Raw genomic sequence first — 15,283 nt, 5'->3', positions numbered from 1 at the left:
TCCCCGGGCGGGCCCGCTGCGGTCCCAGCCGACCCTAGCGGCTCCGCCGTGCCGCACAACTGCACCGTCGCGCCACGCCCGGTGGCACGATCCTGGGCACGATGACCGAGTCCAGCCCCGGCGGAGCGGGCCCGCCCGCGCTGTCCCTCCACGAGGTGGCCTGCCGGTACGGGGGCCGCACCGTGCTCGCCCCCCTCACGCTGCGGCTCGCGCCGGGGGCGGTGTGCGTCGTCGGCGGGGCGAACGGCGCCGGGAAGACCACCCTGCTCCGGATCGCCGCCGGGCTGGTCGAGCCGACGTCGGGCAGCCGCTCGGCCACCGGGCGGGCGCTCTACCTGCGCCCCGGCGCGGGGACGCGCCGCCGGCAGCGGGCGGTGGAGGCCGTGGCCTTCGCCGGTGCCCTGGCCGGGCGGCCGGAGCCGGCCGCCTCCGCAGCGGCGGCCCTGGCGTCCTGCGGGCTCCCCGAGGAGCTGTGGCACCGGGAGGCCGGCCGGCTGTCCGCGGGGCAGCACGCCCGGGTCACCCTCGCCGTCGCCCGCGTCGTCGCCCCGGCGGTGGTCTGCCTGGACGAACCGATGGAGCACCTCGACGCCGAGGGGCGGGCCGCCGTGCGCCGGACGGTGGCCGCGCTGGCCGGGGAGGGGGCGGCGGTGCTCGTCGCGGGTTCGGAGGTCGCCCGGCACCTCGGTGCGGCCGACGCCCGGCTGGAGCTCACGGCGGGCACCGTGACGGTGCTCGGGTGAGCGGTCGGGGCGCGGGGCGGCAGGCCCTCCCCGCCGGCACCCTGGGCACGGTGGCGGTGCTGGTGCGGAGGGACGCGCGAGTTGCCCTGGGCGGCGTCGACGGCTTCGCGTCGGTGCTGCCCTTCGTCGCGGCCGGCGTCGTCCTGGGCGGCCTGGTGCTCGGCCCCGACCCGGCCGCGCTGCGCACCGCGGCACCCGGCCTGGTGTGGCTGCTCGTGCTCACCGCCGCCGTCCCGCTGGCTCGGGTGGTCGCCGCGGCCGAGCGGGACGAGGACTCCTGGGACCTGCTGCGCGGCCTGGTCCCGCCCGGGGTGCTGCTCCTGGCCAAGGCGGCCGTCCTCTGGGCAGCGCTGGCGGTCACCTGGGGCACGGGGACCGTCCTCGCCGTCCTCCTGCTCGACGGGGCGGTACCCGTCGCCGGGTTCGCCGCCGCGCTGCTGGGCCTGGTGGGGGTCGCGGCGAGCACGACGGTGTTCGGAGCCCTGCTGGCGGCGTCCGCCCGTGGGGCGGGCCTGCTGGCCGCGCTCGTCCTGCCCGCCGGGCTGCCCGCGTTGCTCGCCGGGACGCAGGCCGGGACCGCCGCCGACCCCCTGCCGTGGCTCGCCCTCCTGGTCGCCTACGACCTGGTCGCCGGGGCGACCGCCTGGGCCGTCTTCCCCTTCCTCCTCGAGGAGTGAGAGGCTGGCCGGGTCCCGCCGACCCAGCCGTCCCCGAGGCCTCACGGTCGGGGGACCGCTCGACAGGAGGAGCGCGCGTGCCCAGGACCCCGGCGCCCGGTGGAGCGCTCCTCCCCGCCACCGCGGGTGTCGCCTCCGGGATCGCGCTGGTGCTGGCGCTGCTCGTCGCCCCCGAGGACGCGGTGCAGGGGCCCGCGCAGCGGTTGATGTACGTGCACGTCCCCGCCGCCTGGGTCGCCTACCTCGCCTTCGCGACCGTCCTGGTGTGCAGCGTCGCCTACCTCGTGCGCCGTGACCTGCGCTTCGACCGGTGCGCGCAGGCCGCTGCCGAGCTGGGGGTCGGGCTGACCGCGCTGGCCATCGGGCTCGGCATGCTCTGGGGCCGGCCGGTCTGGGGCGTCTGGTGGACCTGGGACGCCCGGCTGGTCACGACGACGGTGCTGCTGCTGGTCTACGTCGCCTACCTGGGCGTGCGCCGGATGGCCGACGACCCGCACGTCGCCGCCCGCCGGTCCGCCGCGGTCGGCGTCGTCGCGTTCCTGAACGTGCCCGTGGTACACTTCTCGGTCGTGTGGTGGCGGACGCTGCACCAGCCGCCCACCGTGCTCGGCCCCGACGGCAGCCCGCCGATCGACCCGGTCATGGCGTGGGCGCTGGCGGCGGGCGTGGTCGCCTTCACGCTCCTGGCGGTGCTGGTCGTCCGCCGCCGGGTGGCCGGGCTGCGGGCGGCCGGGTCCGGGACCGCGGCCGTCCTTCCCGCGGACGGCGCCGCGCCGGTCATCACCGTCGTCCCGGGGGGCGGGCGGTGAGCGGCCAGCTGGCGGTGGTCCTCGGCTTCCTGCTCACCGCCCTGGTGTGGCTCGCCTACCTGTGGGTCACCCGCCCGGGGCGGGACGGCCGGTGACCCGGCCGGCGCAGCGGCGCCGCACCCTCTCGCTGCGGCTCCTCGTGGTGGTCGGGGCCGTGGGCGGGGCGCTGGCCCTGCTGGGCGTCAGCGGGCTGGCCGACACGCTCGTCTACTACCGGACGCCGACCGAGCTCCTCGCGGAGCCGCCACCGGAGGACGAGCGGCTCCGCCTCGGCGGCCTGGTGCAGGTGGGCTCGGTCGAGCGCGTCGGGTCGGAGGCACGGTTCGCCGTCACCGACGGCGTCGCCACCCTCCCCGTCGTCTACTCCGGCGCGCTGCCGGCGGTGTTCGCCGAGGGGCAGGGCGCCGTCGTCGAGGGGCGGCTGGGGGCCGACGGCGTCTTCGTCGGCGACCTGGTGCTGGTCAAGCACTCCAACGAGTACCGGCCCGTCGGGGAGGCCGGGTGACGGCGCTGCTCGGGACCGCCTCGCTGGCCTCGGGGGTCGTCCTGGCGGTCACGGCCCTCGCGGCCTGGGTCGGGGTGGCGGCCGGTCGCGTGCCGGCGCGTTCCGCGCGGCGGCTCACCTACGCCGTCCTCGGTGCGGCGCTGGCGGCCGCCGCCGTCCTCGAGTGGGCGCTGCTCACGCACGACTTCGGCGTGCGGTACGTGGCGGAGAACGGGGGCCGCGCCGTCCCCCTGTACTTCCGGGTGACCAGCCTCTGGTCGGCGCTGGAGGGCTCGCTCCTGCTCTGGCTGGTCGTGCTCGCCGGCTACACCGCAGCCGTCGCGCGCCGCCCCGACGCCCGGGCGGCCCGGCACCACCCCTGGGTGCTGGTGACCCTGTCGGCCGTCGCCACCTTCTTCTTCGCGCTGGCGCTGTTCGGCGGCAACGCGTTCGAGCGGGTCTCCCCGGTCCCGGCCGACGGACCGGGCCCCAACCCGCTGCTGCAGGACAACCCGCTCATGGGGGCGCACCCCCCGCTGCTCTACCTGGGCTACGTCGGGCTCGCGGTGCCGTTCGCCTACGCGGTGGCGGCCCTCGTCACCGGCGACACCGGGCGGGGCTGGCTGCTCGCCGTCCGCCGCTGGACCCTGGTCGCCTGGACCTTCCTGACCCTGGGCATCGTCCTCGGCGCCTGGTGGGCCTACGCGGTCCTCGGCTGGGGCGGCTACTGGGCGTGGGACCCGGTGGAGAACGCCTCGTTGCTGCCCTGGCTGACCGCCACCGCGCTGCTGCACTCGGCGATGGTGCAGGAGCGCCGGGCGACCCTCCGGGTGTGGAACGTCTGCCTGGCGGTGGCCGGCTTCGTGCTCGTGCTGGTCGGCACCTTCCTCACCCGGAGCGGCATCGTGGACAGCGTCCACGCCTTCAGCCGGTCGACGCTGGGCGCGCTCCTCCTGGGCTTCATCGGCGTCGTCCTGGCCGTCGTCGCCGTGCTGCTGGTGTGGCGCGCCGACCGGCTCGGACCCGACGGGACCCTGCACGCCCGCCTCTCCCGGGAGACTGTGTTCCTGGGCAACAACGTCCTGCTCGTCGGGCTGGCCTTCACCGTCCTCCTCGGCACGCTGTTCCCGGTGTTCGCCCAGCTCGCCGACGGCAGCCAGGTGTCGGTGGGCCCTCCGTACTTCAACCAGATGGCGGTGCCGGTCGCCCTGGTCGTCCTGCTGCTCATGGCACTGGGTCCCCTGGTGTCGTGGGGCGGCGACACGGTGCCGGCGCTCGCCCGCCGGGTGGCGGTGCCGCTCGCCGTCTCGGTCGCGCTGGTCGCCTCCCTGGTGGCGCTGGGCGTCTCCGGGGCCGCGGCGCTGACCGCGTTCGGTCTCGCCGCCCTGGTCCTCGCCACCTCGGTGCAGCTGGTCGGGCAGGGCGCCCGGGTCGCCCGGCGGGCCACCGGCCGGTCGTGGCCGGGGTCGCTGCTGGAAGCGGTCCGCCGCCGGCGGCGGCTGCACGGCGGGCTGGTCGTGCACATCGGGGTCGCGCTGGCCGCGGTCGCCGTCGCGGCGTCCTCCTCGTTCTCCACGGCGACGGAGCAGCGGGTCGCGGTGGGGAACGCGGTGGCGGTGGCGGGCTGGACGGCGCGGCTGGACGCGGTCGAGCGCGAGCGCACGGCGCAGGAGATGCGCGTCGTCGCGCGGGTGGCGCTGGCGGAGGACGGCCGGGCCCGGGGTGCGGCGGCGCCGGAGCTGCGCACCTTCCCGGCGCACGCGATCACCGTGGCCTCCCCGGCGGTGCGCTCCACGCTCGCCGGCGACGTCTACCTGACCGTCACCGAGGTCGACCCGGACGGTGGCTGGGCGCTGCTCCGCATCGCCGTGAACCCGCTGGTGTCCTGGCTCTGGGCCGCCGGTGGGGTGATGGCCCTCGGGGCGGTCCTCGCGGGCTGGCCCGCCCGCCGGGTGCGGGGGCACCGGGCGACGCCGGGCGAGCCCGTGCCGAGCCTGGCGCCGGGGGAGCGGTGAGCGGCCGGCGGCGGGGGCTGCTGCTGGTGGCCGCCCTGCTCGCGGGCTTCGCGCTGGTGGTGCCGCTGGCCCTCGCGCTCGACCGCCCCCGCGAGGCGGCGTCCGCCACCGCCATGGTCGGCGGTCCGGCCCCGCCGCTGGCGGGCACCACGCTCGACGGAGGCCACGCCGACCTCGCGGAGCTGCGCGGCTCGGTGGTCCTGGTCAACGTCTGGGCGTCCTGGTGCGCGCCCTGCCGGGAGGAGATGCCGCTGCTGGTGGAGACGGCCGGGCAGTGGGGGCCGCAGGGCCTGCGGCTCGTGGGGATCGACGTCAACGACGACGACGCCGCCGCGCGGGAGTTCCTCGCCGGGGTGGGCGGGACGTCGTTCCCGAGCATCGTCGACGCCGACGGCCGGCTGGCGGTCGAGTGGGGCACCACCGGCGTGCCCGAGACCTTCGTGGTCGACCGGGACGGGACCGTCGTCGCACGGCGGGTGGGTGCGGTCTCCGCAGCCTGGCTGGCCGAGGAAGTGCTGCCCCTCCTGGAGGAGGCATGAGCGGCCGGCTGCGGGTCGCGGCCGTCGTGCTCGCGGCCCTCGCGCTGGTCGCCGCCCTCTGGTGGCGCCAGGAGCCCGCCCCGCGCACCGACCCGGCGGAGGCCGCCCGCGAGATCGCGACGGGGCTGCGGTGCCCCACCTGCGCCGGTGAGTCGGCGGCGGACTCGGCGGCGCCGGCGGCGCGGGGCATGCGCGCGGTCATCGCCGAGCGGGTGGCCGCGGGCGAGACGCCCGAGGAGATCCGCGCGCACTTCGTCACCCGCTACGGCGAGTGGATCCTGCTCGACCCGCCGCGGGAGGGCGTGGGCTGGGCCCTGGTGGTGCTGCCCGGCGTCGCGTTGCTCGGCGGCGTGGTCGCGGTCGGCGTCCTGGTGACCCGCCGGAGGCCCACCGCCCGGCCCGCGCTGACGCCCGCCGAGCGGGCAGCCGCCGAGGCGGCGGTGGCCGCCGCGCTCGGCCGCCGCGACCGGCTCACCGGTTCCGGCGACGACGAGCGGCTGGAAGCGGCGCTGCAGCTGCTGGACGACGTGCGTTCCGGCTCGCGGTCCGGGGGGCCCGCGCAGGCGGCCGAGGACGAGGTGCTCGCGGAGGTCCTGCGGATCACCTCGGCCGAGCCGTCCCCCCGCGAGGCCCCGGCCGGGCGCGACGGCGCACCCGCCGGCGCCGCGCCGGCGCGGGCACGGCTGCCGCGGCCCGCGGTCCTCCTCCCGGTGGTGGCGGTGGCCGTGGTCGGCACGGTCGCCGCGGTCGCCGTCCCGCGCGCCCTCGCACCCGCCGCGGCCGGGTCGGAGGAGGTGGGCGTCCCGGCCGGCCGGGAAGGGGCGGCGGCGGACGACCTCGCCGGCGAGCTGCTCCGGCAGGCCCGGGCACTGGACGACGAGGGCCGGTTCGCCGAGGCGGCGACCGCCTACCGGGCGGTGCTCGAGGAACGGCCGGAGGACCTGGCGGTGGCGCTGTCGCTGGCCTTCGCGCTGCTCCGCGACGACCGGCCGGGGGAGGCCGTGCCCCTGGTGCGGACCGTGCTCGACGCGGTGCCCGAGCACCCGGAGGCGCTGCTCATGCTCGGCTCCGCCGAGCACGCCCTCGGGGACCCGGCGGCCGACGCCACCCTGCGGCGCTTCCTGGAGCTGGCCCCCGGCCACCCCGCCGCCGACGCGGTGCGCGACCTGCTGGGGGAGGCGTGACCGCGCACCCCGCCCGCGCGCTGCTGCCGCTCGCGGTCGCCGTGGGCCTCACCGGGTGCACCGCCGAGTCCCCGCCGCCGGCGGCCGGCCCACCGGCGGCCGAGCAGCGGGTCGGGTTGACCGAGTGGGAGATCGTCACCGAGGGCCGGCCGCTGGCCGCGGGGGACGTCGAGCTGGTGGTGACCAACGCCGGGGCCGCGCCGCACGACCTCGCCGTCCGCGTCGACGGCGACCAGCGCGCGGTCACGCCGGTGCTCGACCCCGGGGAGGTGCACGAGCTGGGCTTCACCGTGGCGGCGGACGAGCGCGTCGAGCTCTGGTGCACGGTGACCGGTCACCACGCGGCGGGCATGCACACGCTCCTCGGCGTCGTCGCCACGGGGACCGGGCCGTGAGCGCCCCGCGTCCCGGCAGCACGCTGGCCCACGCGCTGGGTGGCGACGACTGGTCGGCGACCACGATCGCCGTGCTCGGGCTGGCCGCCCTGGGCTACACCTGCCTGCTGGCGTGGTCGGCCCCACGCCGCCGGTCCCCCTGGGCGGTCGCCGCCCCGGGAGCGGCGTGGCTGGCGGGCCTGGCGGCCCTCGGCGCCGCGCTCGCCTCGCCGCTGGAGCGGCTCGCGGAGGACTCCCTCACCGCGCACATGGTCCAGCACCTGCTGCTGACCATCGTGGCCGCACCGCTGCTGGTCGTCGCCGACCCGGTGCCGCGGGTGCTCAGCGCCCTGCCGCCCCGCGCCCGGGACGTGGTCGCCCGGCCGTGGGCGGCCGTGGTCCGGGGTGCCCGCCGTCCCGGCGTCGTCCTCGTCGTCGCCGTGGGGTACCTCGCGGTCGTGCTCCTGTGGCACCTGCCCGGCGCCTACGAGGCCGCGGTGCGCTCGGAGGCCCTGCACGTCGCCGAGCACCTGACGTTCCTCGCCGCGGCGGCCGTCTTCTGGTGGTGCGTGCTGCGGATCCCGCGCCGGCGGCTCGGCCAGCTGGTGGCCGGGCTGGTCGCCGTCCTGGTGCCGGCGTTCGGGGAGGCGGTGCTCGGCGGGGCCATGATGCTGTCGTCCACCCCCTGGTACGAGGTGTACGTCGGGACGGCGGCCGACCACGGCTTCGACCCGGTGGCCGACCAGCAGGTGGCCGGCGCGGTCCTGTGGGCCACCGGCACGCCGGTCTACCTGCTGGCCGCCGTCGTGCTCGTGCTGCGGCTGGTGCGCTCCGCGCCCGCGGAGGACGGGCCTCCGGTGCCGGTCCCGCCCATGCCCGGCCGGGCCCGCCCGGCGCTGGACGCCGCAGGCCGCTGAGCCCGCTCAGCCCGTCGCCGGGGGGCCCTCGGTGGTGGTGACGGCGCGGACGTCCTCGCGGAGGCTGTCCACCACCTCGTCCGGGACGATCGGCCACGCCCGGCAGAGCTCGGCCAGGGCGCCGGCCGCCAGCGCACCGGCGCCGCCGGCGAGGAGGCCGCTCGCCAGGGCGGCGGAGGTCGTGGGGCTGAGCCTGCGGTCCAGGAGGCGCAGCAGCAGGGCGGTGGAGCCGCCGACGGCCATCGCCCCGAGGACGCCGGCGGCGCCGAGGAGCGCGCCGGCGCGACCGGCCTGCCGTGCCTTCCCGGCCAGCTCGGCCTGGGCGTGCTGCAGCTCCTTCCGGACCAGGGTGGAGAGGTCGGCGCCCAGGGACTGGAGCAGGTCGCTGGTGGAGCTGCTCGGGCTCGGCTCGCTCATGGCGGTGCTCCTCGCGCTCGGTCGGGTGGCGGGTGCGGCACCGCGTCCGCTACCCGGGGGCACCGGGCGCCGAACCCGGACCGCGAGCGCGGACGTCAGGTCGCGGGCGGTCGCAGGGGCGGCGCCGTCGGCACCCCGAAGACCTCGCGCAGCGCCACCCGCGCCGCGTTGTCGCCGCACATGCCGTGGACCGCGGGCCCCGGTGGGGTGGCCGAGGAGGCCAGGTAGGTGCCGGGTACGGGGGTCCTGTACGTGTTCCACCGGGGCACCGGGCGGGCGAGCATCTGCCGGAGGGACGCCTCGCCGTTGGAGATCTCCCCGCCGACGTAGTTGGGGTTGTAGGCCTCCATCTCGGGTGCGCGCATGGTGTGCCGCGCGAGCACCGTGTCGCGGAAACCGGGGGCGAACCGCTCCACCTGCGCCTCGATCCGGTCGGTGAGGTCGGCGTCGGAGCCGTTCGGCACGTGCGCGTACGCCCACAGCACGTGCCCGCCGGACGGAGCCCTCGTCGGATCGGCCACGGTGGGCTGCACGGCGATCACGAACGGCCGCTCGGTGTGGCGCCCCGAGGAGGGGGCGGACTCGGCGGCGACCGTCTCCTCGAGGTCGCCGGAGAGGTGCACCGTGCCGGCGCGGCGGACGGCGGCATGGGTCCAGGGCACCGGCTCCGACAGCGCCCAGTCGATCTTGAACACCCCCGGGCCGTGGCGGTACCGCGACACCCAGCGGCGGTACCCCTCGTGGACCCGGTCGCCGGCCATCCGGACGAAGGCCCGGGGCGTGGTGTCCAGCAGGACGGCGGGAACGCCGTCGAACTCGCGCAGGTCGGTGACCTCGTGCCGGGTCACCACCTCGCCGCCCTGCTCCCGGAGCGCGCCGACCATCGCGTCGGCCATCCGCTGCGAGCCGCCCTCGACCAGCGGCCAGCCGCCGTGGTGGGCGAGCATCCCCTGCAGCAGCCCCAACCCGCCGGTGATCGCGCGGGTCAGGTCCAGCGTCCCGTGCGCTGCCGCTCCGGCCAGGAGCGCCCGCGGGGCGTCGGTGCGGAACCACCGGCGGGCCAGCCAGCGGACGTTCGGCAGGCCGTTGACGGCGAACGAGGCCATCGCCGGGAGGCTCCGCGTGGGGATGCGACGCAGCGCGCTCCCGAGGAAGTACTCCACCAGGTCGTCCCCCGCGTCGACCAGCGGGCCGAGCAGCCGGCGGTAGGCGGGGCCGTCGGGCCCGAACCCGTCGGCCGTCTCCTCCAGCGACCGGTGGGCCACCGCGGCCCGGCCGCCGTCGAGGGGGTGGGCGTAGGGGATCTCCGGGTGGAGCAGCCGCACGCCGCGGGACGGGAGGTCGAACTCGCGGAAGAACGGCGCGGTGGCGGCCATGGGGTGCACCGAGGCGCAGACGTCGGAGAGGAAGCCCGGCCGGGTCAGCTCGGCCGACCGGATCCCGCCACCGGGCCGCGCGTCGCGCTCGAGGACCTGCACCCGCAGGCCGGCGGCGGCCAGCCGCAGGGCCGCTGCCAGCCCGTTCGGCCCCGAGCCGACGACGACGGCATCCGGCTTCCCGCTCACCGTCCCCATGCTGGGCGAGGACCTGCCCAGGGGCCAGCCGACGGCGGCGATCACCTGCTCGGACGTGCGGGTCGCCCGGCGGGTGGCTAGCGTCGGGACCGGCAGCCGAACGGGCCGTGGTGTGCAACCCGAGACCGTGCCTGCACGCCCGGCACCCCGTCCGCCTCCCCGAGGGGCGGGCCCGCAGGAGGTGCGCGTGAAGACCTGGCTCGATGCGTGGCCGGTGGTCCGGCAGCTCACCGGCGAGGACCGGTCCGGCCGCGGCGACGCCGTCCGGAGCAGGCGGACCGACACCCTCACCCCCCGGACGGCCACCGCGGACCGGGTGGTGCAGAGCGTGTGCCCCTACTGCGCGGTGGGCTGCGGCCAGCGGGTGTACGTGCAGGACGGGGAGGTCACCCAGATCGAGGGGGACCCCGACTCGCCGATCAGCCGTGGCCGGCTGTGCCCCAAGGGCGCGGCCAGCAAGAACCTCGTCACGAACTCGACCCGCGAGACGAGGGTCCGCTACCGCCGCCCGTACGGGACGGAGTGGGAGGACCTCGACCTCGACACCGCGATGGACATGATCGCCGACCGGGTCATCCGTACCCGGCGCGAGACCTGGCAGGACGAGGTCGACGGCAAGCGCGTCAACCGCACGATGGGGATAGCGAGCCTCGGAGGGGCGACCCTCGACAACGAGGAGAACTACCTCATGAAGAAGCTCTACACCGCCCTGGGCGCGGTGCAGGTCGAGAACCAGGCGCGCATATAGCACTCCTCCACGGTCCCCGGTCTGGGGACCACGTTCGGTCGCGGCGGCGCGACGATGCCGCAGCAGGACCTGGCCAACTCCGACTGCATCGTCATCCAGGGCTCCAACATGGCCGAGGCCCACCCGGTGGGCTTCCAGTGGGTGATGGAGGCCAAGGCGCGGGGCGCCACGGTCATCCACGTCGACCCGCGGTTCACCCGCACCAGCGCGCTGGCCGACGTGCACGTGCCGCTGCGGGCGGGGAGCGACATCGCCCTCCTCGGCGGGCTGATCAACCACGTGCTCTCCCACGGCCTGGAGTTCCGCGAGTACGTCACCGCCTACACCAATGCGGCGGCCATCCTGCGCGAGGACTTCCGGGACACCGAGGACCTCGACGGGCTGTTCTCCGGGTACGACCCCGGGAAGGGGCAGTACGACGAGACGACGTGGCAGTACGAGGGCACGTCGGTGACCGCCGCCGCCGGGCAGCGCCAGGCCCCCAAGCCCGGGGCCTCGGGCTCCGCGGGAGGCGGGCAGCCGGGGAGCGCACCGGACGCCGAGGAGCACTCGGAGGGCAGCTCGGAGCAGGCCGGCAGCGGGGGGATGCCCGTGGGCGGGAAGCCGCAGCGCGACGAGACGCTGCAGCACCCGCGGTGCGTGTTCCAGGTGCTCAAGCGCCACTACGCGCGCTACACCCCGGAGATGGTGCAGGAGGTCTGCGGCATCGAGCCCGCCGTGTTCCTGAAGGTGGCCGACGCGCTGACCAGCAACTCGGGGCGCGAGCGCACCAGCGCCTTCGTCTACTCGGTCGGCTGGACCCAGCACACCGTGGGTGTGCAGTACATCCGCGCCGCGAGCGTGCTGCAGGCGCTGCTGGGCAACATGGGCCGGCCGGGTGGCGGGATCCTCGCCCTGCGCGGGCACGCCAGCATCCAGGGGTCGACCGACATCCCGACGCTGTACAACCTGCTGCCCGGGTACATCCCGATGCCGCACGCCCGCGAGGACCGGGACCTGGACGACTTCGTCGCCGAGGCGTCGGGCTCGGTCGGCTACTGGGGCAACATGCGGAAGTACGCCGTCAGCCTGCTCAAGGCCTGGTGGGGGGAGGCCGCGCAGCCGGAGAACGACTTCTGCTTCGACCACCTGCCGCGGCTGACCGGCGACCACAGCAACTACACGACCATCGCCGAGCAGATCCAGGGCACCGTGCCCGGCTACTTCCTGGTCGGCGAGAACCCCGTCGTGGGCAACGCCAACGGGAAGATGTCGCGGCTGGGGCTGGCCAACCTCGAGTGGCTCGTCGTCCGGGACCTGCAGATGATCGAGTCCGCGACCTTCTGGCAGAACGGCCCCGAGATCGAGACCGGCGAGCTGGTCACCGAGCAGATCCCCACCGAGGTCTTCTTCCTGCCCGCGGCCGCGCACGTGGAGAAGGACGGCTCGTTCACCAACACCCAGCGGCTGCTGCAGTGGCACTCCCAGGCGGTGGAGCCGCCGGGGGACTGCCGCAGCGACCTCTGGTTCTACTTCCACCTCGGCCGCACCATCCGCGAGAAGCTCGCCGGCTCCACCGACCCCCGCGACCGGCCGGTCCTCGAGCTCACCTGGGACTACCCGACGCACGGGCCCCACGACGAACCCAGCGCGCACGCGGTGCTCCGCGAGATCAGCGGTACCGGGCCGGACGGCACGGCGGTGTCCGGGTACACCGAGCTGGCCGACGACGGCTCGACCAGCTGCGGGTGCTGGATCTACTCCGGCGTCTTCGCCGACGAGGTGAACCAGGCGAACCGGAAGAAGCCGCGCACGGAGCAGGACCTGGTGGCGCCCGAGTGGGGCTGGGCGTGGCCGATGAACCGCCGGGTGCTGTACAACCGCGCCTCGGCCGACCCCCAGGGGCGCCCGTGGAGCGAGCGCAAGAAGTACGTGTACTGGGACGAGGACACCGGGAAGTGGACCGGGCCCGACGTCCCGGACTTCCAGGCCACCAAGCGGCCCGACCACGTCCCGGACGAGGGGGCGACCGCCGAGGACGCCCTCTCCGGCACCGACCCGTTCATCATGCAGGGCGACGGGAAGGCGTGGCTGTTCGTGCCGGCGGGGCTGGCCGACGGGCCGATGCCGACGCACTACGAGCCGGCCGAGTCACCGGTGCCCAACCCCTTGTACGAGCGGCAGGCGAACCCCGCGCGCAAGGAGCTCCGGGGCGCCTGGAACCGGGCCAACCCGGCGATGAGCGAGGTCTTCCCGTTCGTCGTCACCACCTACCGGCTCACCGAGCACCACACCGCCGGCGGGATGAGCCGCACCCTGGAGTACCTCGCCGAGCTGCAGCCCGAGTTCTTCTGCGAGGTGAGCCCCCAGCTCGCCGCCGAGCGCGGGCTGGAGCACATGGGCTGGGCCACGCTGGTCAGCGCCCGCAACGCCATCGAGGCGCGGGTGCTGGTCACCGAGCGGATGCGCCCGCTGCGGATCGCCGGCCGCGAGGTGCACCAGATCGGCATCCCATACCACTGGGGGCAGAACGGCATCACCACCGGTGACTCGGCCAACGAGCTGCTCGGGGTCGTGATGGACCCCAACGTGCACATCCAGGAGTCGAAGGTGGCCACCTGCGACATCCGGCCCGGGCGGCGGCCCCGCGGACCGGCGCTGGTCGAGTTCGTGGAGGAGCACCGCCGCCGGGCCGGCGTCGCCAGCGGACGGCTCGGGCCCAACGGCCGGGCCCCGATCGAGGAGCGGTCATGACGACGATCAGTTCGGCGAGCACCGCGTTCTCCGGCGACGACCCGCGCAACCGGCTGTTCGGGCCGGTCCCCGACGTCGCCGGTGAGCGGGGCTACGGCGAGGACCACCCGCCCCGGGTCGGCTTCTTCACCGACACCTCGGTGTGCATCGGCTGCAAGGCCTGCGAGGTGGCGTGCAAGGAGTGGAACACCCTCCCGATGGACGACGCCGAGGGGAACCGGGCCCAGCTCGGGCTGACCGGGGCCTCGTACGACAACACCGGCATGCTGGGCGCCAACAGCTGGCGGCACGTCGCCTTCGTCGAGCAGAGCCGCGCCGTCGACCTGCCGATGCCCACCGTCGGTGCGCCGGGCAGCGCCGGTGGGCAGCGCCCGCTGGCGGATCCGCCGGTCGTCCACCCCGGGGTGCCCGCGTCGTCGACCACGGCGGAGCAGAGCGCACCCCAGCAGACCACGTCGGGCGACCGGGAGATCCGGTGGTTGATGAGCTCCGACGTCTGCAAGCACTGCACGCACGCCGCCTGCCTGGACGTCTGCCCGACCGGCTCGCTGTTCCGCACCGAGTTCGGCAGCGTCGTCGTGCAGGAGGACATCTGCAACGGCTGCGGGTACTGCGTGCCCGCCTGCCCCTACGGCGTGATCGACCAGCGGCAGGACGACGGCCGGGTGTTCAAGTGCACCCTGTGCTACGACCGGCTGACCGACGGGCTCCAGCCGGCGTGCGCGAGCGCCTGCCCCACCGAGTCCATCCAGTTCGGCGACCTCGACGAGCTCCGGGCCCGTGCCGACGCCCGGCTGGCGGCACTCCAGGAGAAGGGGGTCGAGGGCGCCCGCCTGTACGGGCACGACGAGGACGACGGCGTGGGGGGAGCGGGCGCGTTCTTCCTCCTGCTGGACGAACCGGAGGTCTACGGCCTGCCGCCGGACCCGGTGGTGACCACGCGTGACCTGCCGTCGATGTGGCGGCACGTCGCGGCGGGTGCGGCGCTGGTCGTCGGCGTGGTGGCCTCGGCCTTCGCGGGACGACGCCGGTGACGGCGGCCGAGGGCGTCCCCGGGGCCGCCTGGCGCCGGGCGGACGGCCCGCCCGCGCAGGACCGGGAGCGGCGCCGCCGGTCGGGGGGCCGGCCGCCCCGCCCCGGCGAGTCGGTGGTGGGCGAGGCCGAGTTCACCTCCTACTACGGGCGCCCGGTCATCAAGCCGCCGGTGTGGAAGACGCCGGACGTGCCGCTGTACCTCTTCCTCGGCGGGGCGGCGGGTACCTCGGCGCTGCTGGGGACCATGGCGGAGCTGACCGGCCGCCCGGCCCTGGCCCGGGCGGCGCACCTGACCGCGGGAGGCGGAGCGCTCACGTCGGTGGGCTTCCTCATCCACGACCTGGGCCGGCCCGCGCGGTTCCTCAACATGCTGCGGGTCTTCAAGCCGACCTCGCCGCTGTCGGTGGGGTCGTGGGTGCTGGCGCCGTTCAGCGCGCTGACCACGGCGACGGCCGGTGCCCACCTGCTCGGCCGCTTCCCGCGGCTGCGGCTGCTCACCGGGCTGGGGGCGGCGGCGCTCGGCGGGCCGATGACGACCTACACCGCCGCGCTGCTCGCCGACACCGCCGTGCCGTCCTGGCACGAGGCGCACCGCGAACTGCCGTTCGCGTTCGCCGGTTCGGCGATGGCCGCGGGCGGCGGCATCGCCGTCGCCTGCAGCCCCGCGGAGGAGGCCGGGCCTGCCCGGCAGGTGGCCGTCACGGGTGCGCTGGTCGAGCTGGCCGCCATGCACCGCATCGAGCACGGGCACGGGTTGGTGAGCGAGCCGTACCGCACCGGACGGGCGGGCCGGCTGCTGCGGGCGGCCCGCGCCTGCACGGTGACCGGGACGGCGCTGACCCTCGCCGCCGGCCGGCGGCGGGTCCCCGCGCTGCTCGGCGGGGCCCTCCTGGCGGCCGGCTCGGCGGTCACCCGCTTCGGCGTCTTCGACGCCGGCCTGGCCAGCGCGCGGGACCCGAAGTACACCGTCGAGCCGCAGCGGGCCCGCGCGGCCGAGCGGGACGCCGCGGCCGCCGGCGCCCCGTCCTGAGGGC

General features: G+C 76.5%; 13 protein-coding genes and 1 pseudogene. 12 read left to right on the top strand and 2 right to left on the bottom strand.

The annotated features are described in order from the left end of the window. Window positions 1-101: 101 nt before the first annotated feature. The 9 genes from E9549_RS01325 (at window position 102) to E9549_RS01285 (ending at window position 7,742) form a co-directional block, all read left to right on the top strand. Window positions 102-743, top strand: a complete 642-nt coding sequence (locus E9549_RS01325; protein ID WP_236824770.1) for an ATP-binding cassette domain-containing protein — start codon at window positions 102-104, stop codon at window positions 741-743. Then, window positions 740-1,420 carry a heme exporter protein CcmB gene (locus tag E9549_RS01320; protein WP_236824769.1) on the top strand — a complete coding sequence of 227 codons (681 nt, stop codon included), beginning with the start codon at window positions 740-742 and terminating at the stop codon, window positions 1,418-1,420. Before E9549_RS01325 ends, E9549_RS01320 begins: the two co-directional genes overlap by 4 nt. 77 nt (window positions 1,421-1,497) lie before the next feature. Continuing rightward, the gene (gene ccsA, locus E9549_RS01315) at window positions 1,498-2,229 is read left to right on the top strand and encodes a cytochrome c biogenesis protein CcsA (RefSeq protein ID WP_236824768.1); all 732 of its coding nucleotides are present in this window, start codon (window positions 1,498-1,500) and stop codon (window positions 2,227-2,229) included. 91 nt (window positions 2,230-2,320) lie between these two features. Continuing rightward, complete coding sequence (locus E9549_RS01310; RefSeq protein ID WP_236824767.1) at window positions 2,321-2,734, top strand: cytochrome c maturation protein CcmE; 414 nt, start codon at window positions 2,321-2,323, stop codon at window positions 2,732-2,734. Continuing rightward, complete coding sequence (locus E9549_RS01305; protein WP_236824766.1) at window positions 2,731-4,728, top strand: heme lyase CcmF/NrfE family subunit; 1,998 nt, start codon at window positions 2,731-2,733, stop codon at window positions 4,726-4,728. The genes E9549_RS01310 and E9549_RS01305 overlap by 4 nt, the downstream gene beginning before the upstream one ends. Beyond that, the gene (locus tag E9549_RS01300; RefSeq protein ID WP_236824765.1) at window positions 4,725-5,267 is read left to right on the top strand and encodes a redoxin domain-containing protein; all 543 of its coding nucleotides are present in this window, start codon (window positions 4,725-4,727) and stop codon (window positions 5,265-5,267) included. Before E9549_RS01305 ends, E9549_RS01300 begins: the two co-directional genes overlap by 4 nt. Then, window positions 5,264-6,451 carry a cytochrome c-type biogenesis protein CcmH gene (locus E9549_RS01295; RefSeq protein ID WP_236824764.1) on the top strand — a complete coding sequence of 396 codons (1,188 nt, stop codon included), beginning with the start codon at window positions 5,264-5,266 and terminating at the stop codon, window positions 6,449-6,451. Before E9549_RS01300 ends, E9549_RS01295 begins: the two co-directional genes overlap by 4 nt. Continuing rightward, window positions 6,448-6,846, top strand: a complete 399-nt coding sequence (locus E9549_RS01290; RefSeq protein WP_236824763.1) for a hypothetical protein — start codon at window positions 6,448-6,450, stop codon at window positions 6,844-6,846. Before E9549_RS01295 ends, E9549_RS01290 begins: the two co-directional genes overlap by 4 nt. Next, complete coding sequence (locus tag E9549_RS01285; protein ID WP_236824762.1) at window positions 6,843-7,742, top strand: cytochrome c oxidase assembly protein; 900 nt, start codon at window positions 6,843-6,845, stop codon at window positions 7,740-7,742. Before E9549_RS01290 ends, E9549_RS01285 begins: the two co-directional genes overlap by 4 nt. A gap of 6 nt (window positions 7,743-7,748) precedes the next feature. On the opposite strand, the gene E9549_RS01280 is transcribed toward E9549_RS01285, so the two are convergent. Beyond that, a complete protein-coding gene (locus tag E9549_RS01280; RefSeq protein WP_236824761.1) occupies window positions 7,749-8,159 on the bottom strand; it encodes a phage holin family protein in 411 nt (136 codons plus the stop codon). 95 nt (window positions 8,160-8,254) lie between these two features. Continuing rightward, entirely contained in the window at window positions 8,255-9,733 is a 1,479-nt protein-coding gene (locus E9549_RS01275) for an NAD(P)/FAD-dependent oxidoreductase (RefSeq protein ID WP_236824798.1), read from the bottom strand. Between the two features lie 181 nt (window positions 9,734-9,914). On the opposite strand from E9549_RS01275, the pseudogene fdh reads away from it, so the two are divergent. The 3 genes and pseudogenes from fdh to nrfD all read left to right on the top strand — a co-directional run bounded on the left by fdh (window position 9,915) and on the right by nrfD (window position 15,279). Further along, window positions 9,915-13,214 (top strand): annotated as a pseudogene (gene fdh / locus E9549_RS01265) (formate dehydrogenase). Next, window positions 13,211-14,248, top strand: coding sequence for a 4Fe-4S dicluster domain-containing protein (locus E9549_RS01260; RefSeq protein WP_236824758.1), 1,038 nt, complete (start codon window positions 13,211-13,213; stop codon window positions 14,246-14,248). The pseudogene fdh and the gene E9549_RS01260 overlap by 4 nt, the downstream one beginning before the upstream one ends. Continuing rightward, a complete protein-coding gene (nrfD, locus tag E9549_RS01255) occupies window positions 14,245-15,279 on the top strand; it encodes an NrfD/PsrC family molybdoenzyme membrane anchor subunit (RefSeq protein WP_236824757.1) in 1,035 nt (344 codons plus the stop codon). The genes E9549_RS01260 and nrfD overlap by 4 nt, the downstream gene beginning before the upstream one ends. Window positions 15,280-15,283 lie beyond the last annotated feature (4 nt).

The organism is Blastococcus sp. MG754426, assembly GCF_021699055.1.
Classification (GTDB): Bacteria; Actinomycetota; Actinomycetes; order Mycobacteriales; family Geodermatophilaceae; genus Blastococcus.
Note: the sequence above shows the minus strand (reverse complement) of the source record. Positions and strands in the feature narration are given on the sequence as shown.

What these genes read in the sequence shown, in the direction of transcription:
- E9549_RS01325 (WP_236824770.1), top strand. Translation starts at nt 102, where the DNA reads ATGACCGAGTCCAGCCCCGGCGGAGCGGGCCCGCCCGCGCTGTCCCTC.
- E9549_RS01295 (WP_236824764.1), top strand. Translation starts at nt 5,264, where the DNA reads ATGAGCGGCCGGCTGCGGGTCGCGGCCGTCGTGCTCGCGGCCCTCGCG.
- E9549_RS01280 (WP_236824761.1), bottom strand. Translation starts at nt 8,159, where the DNA reads ATGAGCGAGCCGAGCCCGAGCAGCTCCACCAGCGACCTGCTCCAGTCC.
- E9549_RS01275 (WP_236824798.1), bottom strand. Translation starts at nt 9,733, where the DNA reads ATGGGGACGGTGAGCGGGAAGCCGGATGCCGTCGTCGTCGGCTCGGGG.
- E9549_RS01260 (WP_236824758.1), top strand. Translation starts at nt 13,211, where the DNA reads ATGACGACGATCAGTTCGGCGAGCACCGCGTTCTCCGGCGACGACCCG.